The 16,497-nt window shown below is 42.9% G+C and carries 16 protein-coding genes; 1 reads left to right on the forward strand and 15 read right to left on the reverse strand.

Annotation, left to right across the window (positions count from 1 at the left end):
* Positions 1-33: 33 nt before the first annotated feature.
* From rpmE to IPK86_04140, 3 genes are all read right to left on the reverse strand, one after another.
* The gene (gene rpmE / locus IPK86_04130) at positions 34-267 is read right to left on the reverse strand and encodes a 50S ribosomal protein L31 (GenBank protein ID QQS16601.1); all 234 of its coding nucleotides are present in this window, start codon (positions 265-267) and stop codon (positions 34-36) included.
* 103 nt (positions 268-370) lie between these two features.
* Complete coding sequence (locus tag IPK86_04135) at positions 371-1,765, reverse strand: cysteine--tRNA ligase (protein ID QQS16602.1); 1,395 nt, start codon at positions 1,763-1,765, stop codon at positions 371-373.
* A gap of 31 nt (positions 1,766-1,796) precedes the next feature.
* Positions 1,797-3,497 carry a glutamine--tRNA ligase/YqeY domain fusion protein gene (locus IPK86_04140; protein ID QQS16603.1) on the reverse strand — a complete coding sequence of 567 codons (1,701 nt, stop codon included), beginning with the start codon at positions 3,495-3,497 and terminating at the stop codon, positions 1,797-1,799.
* Between the two features lie 87 nt (positions 3,498-3,584).
* On the opposite strand from IPK86_04140, the gene IPK86_04145 reads away from it, so the two are divergent.
* Positions 3,585-4,586, forward strand: coding sequence for a class 1 fructose-bisphosphatase (locus IPK86_04145; GenBank protein QQS16604.1), 1,002 nt, complete (start codon positions 3,585-3,587; stop codon positions 4,584-4,586).
* A gap of 8 nt (positions 4,587-4,594) precedes the next feature.
* On the opposite strand, the gene IPK86_04150 is transcribed toward IPK86_04145, so the two are convergent.
* The 12 genes from IPK86_04150 to rpsB are packed head-to-tail and all read right to left on the reverse strand — an operon-like array spanning position 4,595 to position 16,315.
* Positions 4,595-5,800, reverse strand: a complete 1,206-nt coding sequence (locus tag IPK86_04150) for a molybdopterin molybdotransferase MoeA (protein QQS16605.1) — start codon at positions 5,798-5,800, stop codon at positions 4,595-4,597.
* Between the two features lie 48 nt (positions 5,801-5,848).
* Positions 5,849-6,421: a ribonuclease HII gene (gene rnhB, locus IPK86_04155; protein QQS16606.1), complete on the reverse strand. Its 573-nt coding sequence runs from the start codon at positions 6,419-6,421 to the stop codon at positions 5,849-5,851.
* A 23-nt stretch (positions 6,422-6,444) separates the two neighbouring features.
* Positions 6,445-6,912, reverse strand: a complete 468-nt coding sequence (gene fabZ, locus IPK86_04160) for a 3-hydroxyacyl-ACP dehydratase FabZ (GenBank protein ID QQS16607.1) — start codon at positions 6,910-6,912, stop codon at positions 6,445-6,447.
* 22 nt (positions 6,913-6,934) lie between these two features.
* Positions 6,935-9,265, reverse strand: coding sequence for an outer membrane protein assembly factor BamA (bamA, locus tag IPK86_04165; GenBank protein ID QQS16608.1), 2,331 nt, complete (start codon positions 9,263-9,265; stop codon positions 6,935-6,937).
* 2 nt (positions 9,266-9,267) lie between these two features.
* Positions 9,268-10,611 (reverse strand): RIP metalloprotease RseP, encoded by a 1,344-nt coding sequence (gene rseP / locus IPK86_04170; GenBank protein ID QQS16609.1) that lies wholly within the window; start codon positions 10,609-10,611, stop codon positions 9,268-9,270.
* The gene (locus IPK86_04175; GenBank protein QQS16610.1) at positions 10,608-11,792 is read right to left on the reverse strand and encodes a 1-deoxy-D-xylulose-5-phosphate reductoisomerase; all 1,185 of its coding nucleotides are present in this window, start codon (positions 11,790-11,792) and stop codon (positions 10,608-10,610) included. The genes rseP and IPK86_04175 overlap by 4 nt, the downstream gene beginning before the upstream one ends.
* Positions 11,793-11,817: 25 nt before the next feature.
* Positions 11,818-12,615: a phosphatidate cytidylyltransferase gene (locus IPK86_04180; protein ID QQS16611.1), complete on the reverse strand. Its 798-nt coding sequence runs from the start codon at positions 12,613-12,615 to the stop codon at positions 11,818-11,820.
* Between the two features lie 12 nt (positions 12,616-12,627).
* Positions 12,628-13,344, reverse strand: coding sequence for a di-trans,poly-cis-decaprenylcistransferase (gene uppS / locus IPK86_04185; protein QQS16612.1), 717 nt, complete (start codon positions 13,342-13,344; stop codon positions 12,628-12,630).
* A gap of 35 nt (positions 13,345-13,379) precedes the next feature.
* Positions 13,380-13,934, reverse strand: coding sequence for a ribosome recycling factor (gene frr, locus IPK86_04190; protein QQS16613.1), 555 nt, complete (start codon positions 13,932-13,934; stop codon positions 13,380-13,382).
* 33 nt (positions 13,935-13,967) lie between these two features.
* Positions 13,968-14,687, reverse strand: coding sequence for a UMP kinase (locus tag IPK86_04195; GenBank protein ID QQS16614.1), 720 nt, complete (start codon positions 14,685-14,687; stop codon positions 13,968-13,970).
* Positions 14,688-14,693: 6 nt separating this feature from the next.
* Complete coding sequence (locus IPK86_04200) at positions 14,694-15,530, reverse strand: elongation factor Ts (GenBank protein QQS16615.1); 837 nt, start codon at positions 15,528-15,530, stop codon at positions 14,694-14,696.
* 20 nt (positions 15,531-15,550) lie between these two features.
* Positions 15,551-16,315, reverse strand: a complete 765-nt coding sequence (rpsB, locus tag IPK86_04205; protein QQS16616.1) for a 30S ribosomal protein S2 — start codon at positions 16,313-16,315, stop codon at positions 15,551-15,553.
* Between the last annotated feature and the right edge of the window lie 182 nt (positions 16,316-16,497).

The following is a 16,497-nucleotide window of genomic DNA, read 5'->3' on the forward strand; positions in this document are numbered from 1 at the left end:
AAGACAAATAAGAAAAAATTAAAACGATCAGTTTCATTCACTATTTTTAGGACGGAAACGTTGTAGATCACCATATTTTTGTTGAAACTTATCAACCCGTCCTGCTGTGTCAACAATTTTTTGCTTACCCGTATAAAAAGGATGGCATTTTGAGCAAACCTCTAAATGCAATTTTCCCTTGTCCATAGTGGAACGCGTAGCAAATTTATTGCCACATGAACAAGTAACTGATAGATCAAAATACTCAGGATGAATATCCTTCTTCATATACTATTCCTAACAGGAGCCAAATTCGGTCGGTTTGTCAAAAGAACTATGGCTTATTGTAGCATAAACCCATCATTAATTTCGCAAGCCTATCCAGAAGAAGTTACATGCGACGCCACTTCGTTCGACCTGATAGATCATCCTCTAATACAATACCCTGCTCAAATAATGCTTTGCGAATCATATCAGCCTTTGTCCAGTCTTTTGCGATGCGTGCAGCGTTTCGCTGACTAATCATGGTCTCAATATCGCTCTTCGTATATGTCGAAGCCGTAGTGCTGGTATCTTGAAAAAACGCTTCAGGCGATCCTGTTAAGAGCCCCAAAATATTAGCAAGTGCTCTGAATTCACTCGCAAATATGGGGTCTTGAGTGCGATTGAGGATATGCGCCATTTCAAATAAAATAGCAACCGCCTCTGCTGTGTTAAAATCGTCATTCATAGCTGCTTTAAAACGTGCCGGATAGCTTTTTGACCAATCCACTGGTTCTGGTATGGTCATTTGCCTTATATAGCGTAAGGGCATATAGAGCTTTGCCAAAGACTGTTTTGCATCTTCAAGGATCGATGAGCTGTAGTGAATCATGCTGCGATAATGACTGCGCACGATAAGAAACCGTAACACTTCCCCGTTTACACGCTTTAAAACTTGGCGAATCGTTATAAAATTATCCAAACTCTTTGACATTTTTTGGTGATTGATATTTACAAAGCCGTTATGTAACCAATAATTAACCCATCGTTGGCCTTGCGGTCGCTTTGCAATACCCTCACTTTGCGCAATTTCATTTTCATGATGTGGAAACTGTAAATCTGAGCCACCACCATGAATATCAAACTGACCACCTAAGTAACGTAAACTCATCGCTGAGCATTCAATATGCCAGCCCGGCCGGCCGAGTCCCCATGGACTTTGCCAATACGGCTCACCTGCTTTGGATTTTTTCCATAACACAAAATCCCCAACGTGGCGCTTTGTCTCATCTTCTCCAATCCGAGACTCCGTCTGAAGCATCATAGGTGTCTTGCCAGATAATTGACCGTATGGTAAAAACTTTTCAATGTCATAACACACATCCCCATTAGTCGTCACATAAGCAAGTCCATGAGCAATAAGCTCTTGGATCAACGTAATCATGTTATCAATATGTTCTGTTGCGTGGGGTTCAATATTAGGTTGCAGTAACCCCAACTGATTACAATCTTCGTGCATGGCTTGTGTAAAACGTTCTGTTAAAACAGTCATTGATTCGTTTTGTGTCATAGCACGCTGAATAATTTTGTCATCAATATCGGTGATGTTGCGCACATAAGTGACATCGTAACCTAAAGCCATCAACCAACGATAAATCACATCAAAAGCAACTAACATACGAGCATGGCCAATATGGCAATAATCGTAAACCGTCACACCACATACATACATACGAACGACATTACCCTGAATTGGTACAAATACTTCCTTTTGTTTAGTCAGTGTATTAAAGAGGGTCAGCATGATTTAGGTACTTGTCGTCAAGAAAGTACAATTAAAGTTTTTGCCAAGTATCTTTTAAAGATACAGTACGATTAAAAACAATCGTTTTATTGGGCTGATGGTCAAAGCGATCTGTCACAAAATAACCTAAGCGCTCAAATTGACATTTTGTCTCGGGTTGCCAGTTTGCCACAACAGGCTCAACCCACCCATTAATGTTTTGCATCGGATCAACTAGCGTAGCAAGTTGGGCAGTATGCGTTGACTCCATATAATCAACCGCATTGAGATGCGGTACAGTCAGTAATCGATTGTACAACCGAACTTGTACCGGGATCGCATGATGGCAAGCAATCCAGTGGATCACTCCTTTGACCTTGCGCCCCAGCGGGCTTTTACCTAATGTGTCGTGATCAATAGAGCAATGTAGCGCAATGATATGTCCCTGATCATCTTTGATCACTTCATTGCAACGTATTACATAACTATAACGCAAACGTACTTCTCCCCCTAACACTAAGCGTTGCCAACCTATGGGGGGTACTTCTGCAAAATCGTCTTGCTCAATAAAAATTTCTTGGGCAAGTGGTATGACACGCTCACCAAAATCGGTATTTTGAGGATGAAAAGCAGCACAACGATTTTGGCTAACCTGAGCTTGATAATTGGTTAATACTACGCGTAACGGACGCAATACTGCCATGATACGAGGAACTCGCATTTCAAGGTCATCACGTATCGTACCCTCTAAAACATCCATAGCAATGACATTAGCAGATTTAGTAATCCCAACGCGTGCGATGAACTGCTTCAGTCCGCTTGGTAAATAGCCTCTGCGTCGCATACCAGACACAGTCGGCATACGCGGATCATCCCAACCACTAACTACCCCTTCTTGTACCAATTTACCCAAAAAACGTTTGGAAGTAATTGTATGGCACATCTCAAGGCGAGAAAACTCATACTGATGCGGCAGCAGAGGCAGCTTTAAAAAACCAATATCCACAAGGCGATTCAGTAACCAATCGTAAAACGGACGTTGATCTTCAAATTCCAAAGTACAAATAGAATGTGTCACTTGCTCTTTTGCGTCCTCTAACGGATGCGCAAAGGTATACATAGGATAAACACACCAAGCATCACCCGTGCGATGATGTGTAAGATACCGAATACGATAGATAACCGGGTCGCGCATATTAATATTGGGTGAAGCCATGTCAACTTTAGCACGCAGAACCATTTTTCCTTCTTCGTAATCTCCTTTGCGCATCGCAATAAATAGTTGCATGTTCTCTTCAATCGGTCGGTCTCGGTAAGGTGAATTTACCCCCGGTTCAGTTAGGGTACCGCGATAAATTCTTATTTGGTCTTGGTTTTGTTCATCGACATAGGCAAAACCTGCTCGAATCAGTGCTTGAGCAGCTTGATACATCCACTCAAAATAGTCAGATGCAAAAAATACCGTTTTAGACCACTGACAACCTAGCCATTGCACATCTTCTTGAATTGCGCGCACAAAGTCATCAGATTCTTTTTCTGGATTAGTATCATCAAAGCGTAAATAGCATTCCCCCTGATAGTAGTCAGCCAATCCAAAATTCAATAAAATTGATTTCACATGGCCAATATGTAAATAGCCATTTGGCTCTGGTGGGAAACGGGTAACAATCTTAAGGTTTGGTTGGTTCTTGATCGCTTTATCCATGACATGCGTGATAAAGTTTTGACCAAGAAAGAAGGTGGAACGACTCATAACAGTATGAACATAATGATCATTAATGCTGTGCGCTAACTAGTAGGCGCTTATAATAACCGTAATTGTATGATTGGATAAAAAAATATGATGTTGCCTACCTTGTCCGAGTATCTTCAGCTTGCCTACCAAACAAAAAAAATACGAGATGCGGATCTCATCAATCTACTCACAACGATAGCCAATGCCACGATTCAAATCAGCGAAGCGGTGCGACAAGGTGGCATCATTGATCTATTAGGTTCGGCAGAGCAACAAAACAGCCAGGGCGAAACCCAACAAACATTAGATATCTATGCTAACCAGGTCATTTTATCAAACTGTGAAGCACTTGGCATCTTATCCGGAATGGCCTCAGAAGAGATGGAAACACCTTACATTGCGCCAAGTGTTTTGCCAAAAAAACGTTATTTGCTGCTCTTTGATCCGTTGGATGGTTCATCCAATATTGCAATTAATGCGCCGATTGGATCCATTTTTTCGATATTGGTCAAACCATCATCCAATCTACCTACCACAGCAGAAGATTTTTTACAGCCTGGTCATCAACAAATCGCTGCGTGTTACGCTCTGTATGGTCCGCAAACTTTTTTTGTATTAACAATCGGCTATGGCACCGCAGGATTCACGCTGGATCATAAAACCAATCAATTTATCTTGACCCATCCTGCATTCAATATTCCAGACAATACCACCGAATTTGCAATTAATATGTCCAATCAACGATACTGGGAAGCACCGGTACAACGCTACATTCATGAGCTATTAAGCGGGCAAATAGGTTCTCGAAGTAAAAATTTTAATATGCGCTGGGTGGCTGCAATGGTCGCTGATGTCCACCGCATTTTGATGCGGGGCGGTGTATTTGCTTATCCGTGTGATCAACGACCTACCAACAGGTCAGGTAAACTACGACTTTTATACGAAGCCAATCCGATGGCTTTTTTAGTTGAGCAAGCAGGGGGGCTAGCATATGATGGCAAAAATCGGATCATGGCGATTCTACCAACTACCCTACATCAACGTGTTGCTGTATTTTTGGGAGCCAAAGAAGAAATTGAGCAACTTGTTGATTATCATCGCGCCTAAAAAAACTGCTACCAAGGTAAAAAATCAACTTGGTCTCCTGCTTTAACTGTTTGTCCAGCGAAAATATGCGCCAAACCATTGGCCCAAAAACAAGAAGAAAAAACGCCTGAACTTTGGTTGGGATATGGCTCAAGATACCAACCTGAATCATCTTGTTTACGTTGTACACGTAAAAATGTTTCGCGATCAGGATCTGGCTTTGCTACTGTAAACGCAGCACATGTCGGTATCGCTCGTAGCGTTAATGTGGGAACAACCCCCAAACGTGCTAATAAAAAGGGTTTTACAAATATTTCAAAGGCAATAAAACCAGAAACAGGATTGCCAGGTAGCCCCATAAAATCAGCATCTTGAATCCGTCCAAACGCAAAAGGTTTGCCCGGTTTCATCGCAACCTTCCACAAGTATAACTCACCCAATTCGCTAACCGCTGCTTTAACAAAATCCTTATCCCCAACTGAAACACCGCCACAAGTTAAGATCACATCAACTTGTCCGGCCACTTGACTTATAGCATCCATTATAGCAATAGGGTCATCTTTAATAATGCCAAGATCAATCACTTCACAGCGCAATTGTTTAAGGCGAGTATGTAACCAATAACGGCTCGTATTGTAAATTTTGTTCAAGCATCCTTGATCACCCGGCTCAAGTAATTCATCTCCCGTAAAAAATAAAGCGCATCGCAAAGGCTTGACAACAGATAATTGTGCAACCCCAACTGAAGCAGCAAGACCAATAGCGCTGGGCGTTAAAACAAGACCTGCATCCAATAGTAAGCTATTGGCAGCAATATCTTCTCCTATCCGTCGGATATATTGCCCAGTAACCGGACGCTGCATACATTGAATATGTTGATTAGCAAGCATAGTAACTTGCTCTTGGGCAATGATAGCATCAGCGCCAGTTGGGATTGGAGCACCCGTAAAAATACGTGCAGCGGTACCTATTTGAAGCGGTGCGGGCATACTGCCTGCTGTAATGACTTGGCTAATCGGTAAGGTTAAATGTGCATCAACACAACGCAATGCATAGCCATCCATTGCGCTATTATCATGGGGTGGAATATGCATGGGCGCAGTCAATGCGTGTGATAAAACATATCCCTCTGCGTCTAATAAGGGTAGCATTTGGTTCTTGGTCATTAGACGCACTTTATTCGTTAGCGCCCCACAAACTGCCTTGACACTGGCTGGCTGAAAATTAAAAGTCATCAACAATACACCACTTAGTCATTCAAATAACCGATCATAGCAACAACATTAAGATTGAGCCAGTAACTGTTTGATCGGCGCAAAACTTTTACGATGTACTGGAGTTATGCCATACTGGGCAATAGCAGCCAAATGTTGTGAAGTAGGATAGCCCTTATGTCGTGCAAAACCATATTGCGGATATTGCGCATCTAAACTGAATAAAGCCGCATCCCGTTCTGTTTTAGCAAGGATAGAAGCAGCTGAAATAGCGGGTACCAACTGATCACCCCTAACCATTGACTGCACTGGCATGGATAACCCATTTGGCACACAACAACCATCTATCCACACTACATCAGGCAGTATCGTCAAACCTAGAATAGCACGTCGCATAGCTAACAAAGTGGCTTGCAGAATATTTAGCGCATCAATTTCTTCTACTGATGCCTTTGCAACGCACCATGTCAAGGCTTGCTGTTTGATCTGGTTTGCTAAAAATAGGCGCTTCATTGCGCTAAGCTGTTTAGAATCCTTTAATCCTGCTATTGGTTGTGTTGGGTCAAGCATAACTGCTGCTGCATATACCGCACCAGCCAGGGGTCCTCGACCTGCTTCATCAACGCCCGCGATCCCTGTCATAACCTATCACCACCGTTACCTTTTTACGGCTCCACAGAGTTGACCGAATGTCTTGCACACAGGATTTCAGCTTCACAGACTAATTGTCCACCAACCAAAGCTTGTGCAGCATAGCGTCCAAGCATGCGCTTAACTTGAATGACTTGCGCTACAATAACCAGCTGATCACCTGGCACCACTTGACGCCTAAAGCGTGCTTTATCAATCCCAGCAAAAAAATACAATTCATTTTCAGGCCGACCACCAAGGCTTTCTAGCTCAAGTAACCCCGCAGTTTGTGCCATCGCTTCAATAATCAACACACCAGGCATTACTGGAAAATCTGGAAAATGCCCCGCAAAAAAAGGTTCGTTATAAGTTACGTTTTTTATCGCTTGAATCATTTTGCCACGTTGCAAGGCTATAACACGATCAATCAATAAAAAAGGGAACCGGTGAGGTAAATAGCGCATAATGCGCCGAATATCCATCACCATATCTTGATCGGACACAATAAAACCCTCCTCCTAGGACTTAGAATGTCGTGCCCAAGCTAAACTGGAAGTTTTCAATATGATCATTTTCTTTTTTGTCTCGCCATAACGTGTAACTAAATTCAATCGGTCCGACAGGTGAAACCCAAATCAACCCTAAGCCTGTGGATCGACGCCGACCTTTATGAAATGTGATTTCCGACTCCGGCGCTTTATTTTCTCCTTGTTTCTGCGTTGTTGGTCCCCAAACGCTCGCTAAATCAAAAAACACACTCATCTGTACTTCATTTTTCTTAGCTAAACCAAAAATAGGAAAGCGCAATTCGGCACTCGCTAAAAGCCGATTACTACCCCCTACACAATCTTGTCCTTGCACGTATTTTCCTGAATCATCTTTCAACCAGTTATATTCACCCAAACTATTCTCACGAAAACCGCGAATAGTACCAATTCCACCTGCTTGCTGATTTTTAAAAAAGGGAAGCGTCGTAGTTTTACCATATCCTCCACCAAGATATAAACTGCCCTTGAGTGCTAAGGTAACATAGTCATGTAGAGGAAAATACACAGCCTGATCGGACTGTATTAAATAGTACTGCAATTGACCAGTAGGTAACCCAGCTTTAAGCTGTATTGAAGTGAGTAATCCCCTCGTTGGAAAGCTGGCCAAATCCCGTGTATCCTTCACAAAACCAATCTGACCCGTCAACGCACTTCCTTGATCCTTATACTGCTTGCAATATTCCACATCACCCGTGCAAGTATTACGCTCAGCCCCGAAACCAAAAGTCACATTATCGTTTTCAGTTACTGGCACCTTAGATAAGATGTCAGCGGTCAACACGCGCTGGTCTCTTTTACCTTCGCCCTCGCCTGAAAGCGAACGCTTAAAACTTAATTTGCCACCCAAGTAGATACCGTCATTGGTAAAATACGGATCCCCGTAAGACAACACACCCAATTGCTCTAACGTATTTATTGATAAGCCCAACTCCAGTAACTTACCCGAGCCAAATATATTAGGATTTCTCACATTGATAACCGGAGCAAACCCCTCAGCTTTCGAATAGCTAAACATCAAATGCACTTCGCCCATTTGCTGTTTTTCTTGCACAATAACTTCTAAATCAACTTGATCAACAACGTTTTCAACTGGCTTAATGCGAATGTTCACCGCATTAAAATAGTTCAGCATGATGATGCGCTCTTTTGAGCGATCAATTTTTTTCTGATTAAAAAGGCTGTATTCAGCAAGACGCATTTCACGTCGTATTACTTCATCACGTGTATTAAGGTTGCCCGTAATATCAATATGGCGCACATAAACCCTGCGCCCAGGATTAATCTCAACATCAAAGTGGATAAGGGCTCGCTCTTCATCAATACGCTCTTTGAGCTGAGCTTCTGCAAATGCATAGCCTTCTTCCCCTAAGCGTGATGTTATGGCGCTGATTGATGCCTGAAAAGGAGTATAGCGGAACAATTCGCCTTTTTTGAGCCGGAGCAATGCATAAAGCAATTTTTTGGGTAAGATCGTTTCGCCCAATAACGTAATGTCGCCAACCTGATAGGCTTTACCTTCTTTGATGTTAATCAATAGCTCAATGGATTTTTTGTCAGAGCTTAACAATACTTGTGTTGACTCAACACTCATCTTGAAAAAACCATGATCTTGGTAAAATCGCTTAATCCGCTCGAGATCTTGTTTTAGTTTGTCTTGAGCATATTGATTATCTTTTGTCTGCCAGGACATCAGCTTACCTGTCGTTAAAAACATCTCTTGGCGCAACGTTTTTTCGCTGATAGCTTTGGTGCCGACAATATGAATGGCTTTGATGGTGGTCGTTTTGCCCTCCGAAATATTGACAGTGATGGCCAAACGATTTTGGTCTAATTTTTTGAGTACTGTGGTAATGTCCACATCATACTTACCAATGTCAAGGTAAGCACTTTTGACTGATTTAACTAGATTATCAAACGAAGCAGGGTTAAAAATCAGTGATTCAGCGATACCTCGATCCTTCAATACTTTCTTAATCAGACTATCATTGATGACAACAGCACCATTAATCGTAATTTCAGCAATAATAGGGCGCTCAACAACATGAATGGTAATATCCGGATTGGCAGGTGTAATGCGTACATCATCAAAAAAACCCGTATCAAACAGATGCTTTACAATATCTTGGGACGCAGTTTCATCAAAGTGATCGCCTGATTTCACAGGTAGATAATCAAGCACTGTACTCATTTCCGTATGTTGCAAACCTTCTACTGCAATACCGCGTATGACAAAGGACTCATCAGCTTGCACGCTAGAGGCAATCAAACAAAAAGAAAGTACAGCAACACAATATTGGAAAGCTTTCAATATCAGCCCGCAAAAAGATAATTAAAATCGTTAAATAGAGCAACGCACATCATGGCATATAACAACAACATGCCCAACATGTCACATTTTTCTTGTACTTTGTGGCTCACTGGTCGCCCACTGAAGAATTCAATTGCGTAGTATACCAAGCGTCCGCCATCTAGCATAGGAATAGGTAATAAATTCAGCACACCTAAGACCATGCTGATAAATGCTAAAAATTTCAAGTAGGTTAACCAGCCCAAATGTGCTGCTGCACCAGCCAAGCGTGCCATCGTCACGGGTCCGGCGACAACCTGGTCTGAAAATGCTTTATCGCCCAATATCATGTGACCTATCGTCAATAAAGTCACCCAACTACCGTCTAAAGTTCGCCAGATACCCTCTCGGAAAGCTTCCCATATAGCGGGCTGATAGAATTGCCTCAGTTGACGGTGCCAAGCCATATCCGGTGACCCTGCTAAACCAACTTTCCCCATAGCAAAACCATTCTCATCAACAGTTTCAATACGCAAAGCAATCGGCAACATACGATGGTGACGTTCCACTACAACTGGCAATAATTGACCCGGATGATTACGCACCTGCGTCGCAAATTGCTGCCAATTTTCAATGGGTTGATGGTCAATAAAACGCAATACATCACCCACTTTCAATCCAGCATGTGCAGCAGAACCATTCGGATCAATATAACCGATAACAGGAAGTATCCGCTCAGCAGACAAACCTATTTTGCGCAAATCAGTCAATATATTTGGCTCGTGCATAAAGCGTTCTAAGACAATTTTGCGTGTCAGCGTCACCCCGAGTGGATTAGTCACAGTAATCAATAAAGTGGACTGCGAACTACCCTGTAATATTGCTTGCTGTACATCTTGCCAATGTAAAATGGGCTGGGTATTAATCGATACGATCCGTTCACCAGGTAAAAAGCCCGCTAAGGCAGCTGGAGTTTGCGGTATAACCGTACCAATGACCGGCTTGACTTGCTCTTCGCCTGGCAGTAGTGCAAAAAAACTCAATAGCATTGCCACCAATAAATTCGCTAAAGGCCCCGCTAGAGTAATCGCAACACGCCATCCAACAGGTTTGGTATTAAACGAGAATGGTTTGTCTTTGGCATGAACAAGTCCACTGCGTTCATCCAATAACTTGACATACCCACCAAGCGGTATTGAGCAAAGCGCCCACTCGGTACCACCGCGCTTGATCATCCAAAGTGGGCGACCAAAACCAACAGCAAAGCGTAACACGCGAACATGACATAATTTAGCAACACAATAATGCCCAAGCTCATGAATGGTCACGAGTAAACTGATGGCTAGAATAAAAGCAAATAAGGTCATCGTTTAGCTACCTCTTGTTGTGCTACGCTTCTTGCTTCGTGATCGCAGGATAAAAGTGCTGCTAAATCTTGACTGACTGGTCGATGAGCTAGTCGTGTTAAGGTATGATCAATAATAATGGGAATGTCTCCAAATGAAATATGCGTATCTAAAAATGCTGCAACGGCGACTTCGTTGGCAGCATTAAGTATCGCCGGAGCATCGCCTGCCATCCTTAAGGCATCAAGCGCCAATTGTAAACAAGGAAAACGCTTAAAATCAGGTATTTCAAAATGCAATACAGATAGCTGCGTTAGCGAAAGCCGAGCAACACCGGATGCGATGCGACGTGGCCAACTTAAAGCACAAGCAATAGCCGTACGCATATCCGGCACACTCATCTGTGCTAAAGCAGAGCCATCTTGGTATTGTACCATCGCATGCAAAACACTTTCCGGATGAATGACCACCTCAATTTGATCGGCTGTAGCATGAAATAGCCAACAAGCTTCAATAATTTCTAGCCCTTTATTCATTAGCGTTGCCGAGTCAACCGATATTTTTTTACCCATTGACCAAATCGGGTGTGCGCAAGCCTCTTTTGGGGTCACATTGCGCATAGCTTGCTTAGAAAATAAACGAAAAGGACCACCTGATGCGGTAAGCACTAATTTTTCTACACCTGATGCTTTTAAATCACCATCAAAATCAGGTGGCAAAGCTTGTAAAATAGCACTGTGTTCGCTATCAATCGGCAGTAATTGGCCATGATGTTGATCAAGCGCTGCCTTAACCAGGTGCCCCGAGATAACTAATGACTCCTTATTGGCAAGCAATATTTTTTTGCCCGCACAAGCTGCCGCTAATACAGTAGGCAGTCCCGCTGCACCAACAATAGCCGCAATGACATAATCTGCCTCCGATAACCTTGCCATATCAAGTAGCGCTTGGGTACCATGTAAAACAACCGTCTTGCAACATGCATGTGATAAGGCATCAGTAAGATACCGCGCAGAATCCGCTGATTCAACCACTGCATAGGTTGGGTGATGAACCAAGCATTGTTTAAGCAATACATCAAGTTGTCGCCAACCACTTAAAGCAAGGATAGGATAAGCTTCTTTGTGGCGTGATAAGACATCCAGTGCACTGATTCCAACTGTGCCCGTTGAACCTAGCAAAACAACTGGATGGCACTTCATCGTTTTTTAAATATGCTCCATTAATTTATTGCGTTATTACTAAACAAGCCATGCTCACCGCTAAAACTGCAACTAAACCATCCATGCGATCATACAACCCACCATGCCCTGGCAATAAATAACTACTGTCTTTTATAGCCGCTTCGCGCTTAAACCAAGATTCAAGTAAATCGCCTATCACGCTGGTTATACATAATAATATGGCCAAGGCTGGCACAGCCCATCTAGACAAACTAATCGGCAAATAACCCAATTGATCAAGTAGCACACTATACAATAGTGTTCCAATCAACCCTCCAATAAATCCCTCCCAGCTCTTGCCTGGACTAATATGATCGGCTAATTTATGTTTACCATATAATTTTCCTGTGATGTACGCTACGGTATCTGCTACCCAGACAATACCCATCAAGACCAATAACTGTCTACCCATTGCTGGCAAGGGACGCAGCACCTGAAAAGCCATCCAAGCTGGTAAAAAAATTAACCAACCAGTCACCCATCCTGTCCAATTCGGTAAAAGCGGCCAACGCTTTACTAACCACAGTGGTGCTATACCGAGCCAAAATACTAATATGACAGCTGACGCAATCCAACCGAGCTGGTCTTTGACTAGCCATAATAGCCCTTGCAATAAGGCGCTGGTCAAAAGATAGTAGGGCACTTGAGCAGCAGTCATACGAGTCATTTTGGCAAATTCCCATAGCAATCCCTGCACCACCATACCTGTTATGATCATCCATAAAAAAGGAGGACAATAAAAAACGGCGTTGACCGTAATGAGCAAGAGGAAACAAGCTGTCACTACACGTTTTTTGAACACCCAATCTCCAATCTATCTGGATAATAACTGCTCGCTCGTACAGCCAAATCTTCGTTCGCGCTGTGTATAAGAAGTGATTGCCGCTTCTAATGCTTTGCGATCAAAATCTGGCCAAAGTAAGGGCGTAAAATACAATTCCGAATAGGTCAAGTGCCATAACAAAAAATTACTGATACGTTGCTCACCGCCCGTTCGAATAAATAAATCCGGTTCCGGTAAATCAGCAAGCGACAATCGATGGGACAGCATCGCTTCATCAACTTGTCGTAACCCTTGGTTCAGTAATTGATTAACCGCCTGCAAAATATCCCAACGCCCGCCATAATCAACAGCAATCGTTAATTGGAGTCCTGTATTGGCGCAAGTCATCGCTTCTGCCTTGCTTGCTGTCCTAATCGTTTCGGCAGAAAAATGGTCGCGACGACCAATAATACGTAAACGAATGTTATGTTGGGACAGCTTGGCGGCTTCTTGCTCAAGTGATTGCAAAAAAACGTCCATGAGCCAGGAAACTTCCTCGGGTGGGCGACGCCAGTTTTCTGTTGAAAAAGCAAAAAGCGTCAAACAGGAAATACCTAATTCAACGGAAGCCACAATAATTTGGCGCACAGCATCTAACCCTTTTTTGTAGCCTGCAATACGAGGTAGATGGTGCTGCTTTGCCCAACGACCGTTGCCATCCATAATGATGGCAATATGTTCGGGCAAATGGACGTGGTGATCTGGCATGAACAAAATGGGGTGTCGCCCGGTAAATTTGTGAACTATATTGCTAACAAGTCGGCTTCTTTGATAGCCAATAACTTATCAATTTCTGCAATATATTTATCGGTGTGTTTTTGAATGGCTTCTTGGGCAAGATGCTCTTCATCTTCCGTAACCAGCTTATCTTTCAATAAAGCCTTCAACTCATGATTACCATCTCGGCGAATATTGCGTATCGCAATCCTTGCGTTCTCGGCTTCCATCTTAACGATTTTGATGAAGCTCCGTCTTTTTTCTTCAGTCAGTACTGGCATTTGTACGCGAATCATATCGCCTGCTACAACAGGATTAAGCCCTAATTCTGATTCACGGATAGCCTTTTCAACAACAGGCATCATATCCTTTTCCCATACCCGTACACCAATAGTACGCGGGTCTAGGACCGTGACATTGGCCACCTGATTCATTTTCATGATGCCGCCATGGCAGTTGACCTGAATATGATCAAGAAATCCTGTATAAGCACGGCCAGTATGTACCTTCGCTAGCTCCGCTTGGAAGGCACAAAGCGATTTTTGCATCTTCGTTTCATATACTGCATGGGTATGGTACATGCCCTCAATCCAAACTTAATTTAAAAAAATACTTCAATAGTGAACCAATGTTCCTTCTTCATCTCCCATGACAACGCGTTCTAATGCACCAACACTAAAAATGTTAAACACCTTCATATTCAACTTTTGGTCGCGACACAACGCAAAAGCCGTCGCATCCATTACCTTTAAATCATGCGCAATGACTTCGTCAAAAGTAAGTGTTTTGTAACATATTGCATCGGGATGTGTTTTAGGGTCATGGGAATATACACCATCAACTTTAGTGGCTTTGAGCATGATATCAACCTTCATCTCAACACCTCGCAGCGCAGCGGCTGTATCAGTTGTAAAAAATGGATTACCCGTGCCTGCCGCAAAAATAACTACACGACCACTTTCAAGATGCTTGATAGCCTTATCACGTGAATAAGGCTCGGTAATTTGTTGCATGGCTAATGCAGACTGAACGCGCGACACCACATCAAAACGAAGCAAAGTATCATTTAAGGCTAAAGCATTAATCACTGTTGCCATCATGCCCATATAATCTGCCGTTGCACGATCCATCCATGTCGCAGCAGGAGAAAAACCTCTAAAAATATTCCCTCCCCCTACAACAATAGCAATTTGCACACCTAGTTTAGATACGGCTTTGATTTGGGAAGCAATCCGCTCAATCATGACACGATTAATGCCATAACTATCCTCCCCCATCAGCGCTTCCCCTGACAACTTTAATAAAATACGCTGATAAGCAGGTATCTTATTCATGGCAGATCACTCAAATTGGCTTTCAAGACCCTCACCCACAGCAAAAAACGCAAAGCGATTTACAGTAGCTTGCTTTTTACGCAACAAATCACCGACAGTCATTTCTTGTTCTTTCACAAAAGTCTGCCCAAGCAAAGTAACTTCAGCTAAAAATTTAGTAATTCTTCCTGATACCATCTTATCAATAATGTCCATGGGTTTACCAGATTGCGCGGCTTGTTCTTGATAAATATGTTTTTCTCTAGCCAGTACCGCAGCAGGTACATCACTTTTGTCCACACAAAGCGGTTTACAAGCCGCAATATGCATAGCAATATCATGACCTAGTGGCGCATCACCACCTCGGTAATCAACCAGTACGCCAATTTTATTGCCATGTAAATAACTGGCTAATTGATGGTCTGTCTTATAGCGCACAAAGCGACGAATAGAAATATTTTCACCCATCTTCGCAATAGCTTCTTGGCGTAATGCCTCAACTGTCACACCTTGATCAGTCAGGATAGTATGGAGTGCAGCAATATCAACAGGATTGGCTTGCTGTATTGTCTTGATAATTTGCTGCGCAAAAGCAACAAAATTGGCGTCTTTGGCAACAAAGTCCGTCTCACAGTTAATCTCCACCAAAACACCAATAGTCTGATCAATAGATGCAGCCACTAAACCCTCTTTTGCACTACGATGAGCCAATTTTGATGCTTTATGTCCTGATCTAATACGCAAAATATCTTCAGCCTGTCGCATATCCCCGTTTGACTCGACCAGTGCTTTTTTGCATTCCATCATACCCAAGCCCGTTGTTGCACGAAGGCTAGCAACCATACTTGCTGTGATTACAACCATCTTCTTCTTTCTCAATAAAATTAGGTCATTGTTGCACTGATGGGATTATCCATATTTTCAGTAACCGTTTCAGTAACCGCATCCAATGTTTCCTGCAAGGATTGGGCGCGCCCCTCTAGCACAGCATCTGCAATACCTCTAGCGTACAAATTAATAGCTCGACTAGAGTCATCATTACCAGGAATCACATAAGTAATTCCGTCAGGAGAAAAATTCGTATCCACCACACCGATGACAGGAATCCCCAATTTATTCGCTTCAATGATAGCGCCGCGTTGATAGCCCACATCAATCACAAAAATGGCATCGGGTAACCCTTTCATCTGCCGGATACCACCGAGCGATCGCTCGAGCTTCTGAACTGCTCTTTGCAGCATCAGTTGCTCTTTTTTGCTGTACCCTGTTCCTTGAACTGAATTAAGCAATAAGGTCTTCTCTTCCAAGCGTTTAACGGACTGTCGTATCGTTTTAAAATTAGTGAGTGTGCCACCTAACCAACGTTGGTCGACAAACGGCATATTGGCTCGTATCGCCTCTTCCCGAATAATAGATCTAGCTTGACGCTTAGTTCCCACAAATAAAATCGTCCCCTTATTGCTTGCCAAGCGCCTAACATAATCGCGCGCTTGCACAAACATAGGCAAGGTATGCTCAAGATTGATAATATGAATCTTATTGCGACTACCGAAGATATAAGGCGCCATCTTTGGACACCAAAAACGCGTTTGATGCCCAAAATGCACACCAGCTTCTAGAAGCTGGCGCATAGAGATAAGAGTACTCATAAAATAAGTCATTCCTTTTTCAAAGGGTTAAATCAGTACCCGCAAGAACCCTATTTAGGCACCCCTGAAGCGGCGGGTATCTTCGAGTAAGCCAGCATTAGCGCTCACCCTTAACTTATACACAGTGTTTGATGATAGCATTGATTGGAAATTGGCTCAAATATAATTAATCCGATCATGTA

The sequence above is a fragment of the Neisseriales bacterium genome (genome assembly GCA_016699915.1).
Classification (GTDB): Bacteria; Pseudomonadota; Gammaproteobacteria; order Burkholderiales; family Q3-R57-64; genus Q3-R57-64.

Coding starts and splice junctions, on each gene's coding strand:
- IPK86_04150 (QQS16605.1), bottom strand. CDS start 5,800: ATGACTTTTAATTTTCAGCCAGCCAGTGTCAAGGCAGTTTGTGGGGCG.
- IPK86_04140 (QQS16603.1), bottom strand. CDS start 3,497: ATGAGTCGTTCCACCTTCTTTCTTGGTCAAAACTTTATCACGCATGTC.
- IPK86_04200 (QQS16615.1), bottom strand. CDS start 15,530: ATGGTTGTAATCACAGCAAGTATGGTTGCTAGCCTTCGTGCAACAACG.
- rnhB (QQS16606.1), bottom strand. CDS start 6,421: ATGACAGGGATCGCGGGCGTTGATGAAGCAGGTCGAGGACCCCTGGCT.
- IPK86_04145 (QQS16604.1), top strand. CDS start 3,585: ATGATGTTGCCTACCTTGTCCGAGTATCTTCAGCTTGCCTACCAAACA.
- frr (QQS16613.1), bottom strand. CDS start 13,934: ATGTACCATACCCATGCAGTATATGAAACGAAGATGCAAAAATCGCTT.
- IPK86_04195 (QQS16614.1), bottom strand. CDS start 14,687: ATGAATAAGATACCTGCTTATCAGCGTATTTTATTAAAGTTGTCAGGG.
- uppS (QQS16612.1), bottom strand. CDS start 13,344: ATGCCAGATCACCACGTCCATTTGCCCGAACATATTGCCATCATTATG.
- IPK86_04175 (QQS16610.1), bottom strand. CDS start 11,792: ATGAAGTGCCATCCAGTTGTTTTGCTAGGTTCAACGGGCACAGTTGGA.
- IPK86_04135 (QQS16602.1), bottom strand. CDS start 1,765: ATGCTGACCCTCTTTAATACACTGACTAAACAAAAGGAAGTATTTGTA.
- rpsB (QQS16616.1), bottom strand. CDS start 16,315: ATGAGTACTCTTATCTCTATGCGCCAGCTTCTAGAAGCTGGTGTGCAT.
- rpmE (QQS16601.1), bottom strand. CDS start 267: ATGAAGAAGGATATTCATCCTGAGTATTTTGATCTATCAGTTACTTGT.
- rseP (QQS16609.1), bottom strand. CDS start 10,611: ATGACCTTATTTGCTTTTATTCTAGCCATCAGTTTACTCGTGACCATT.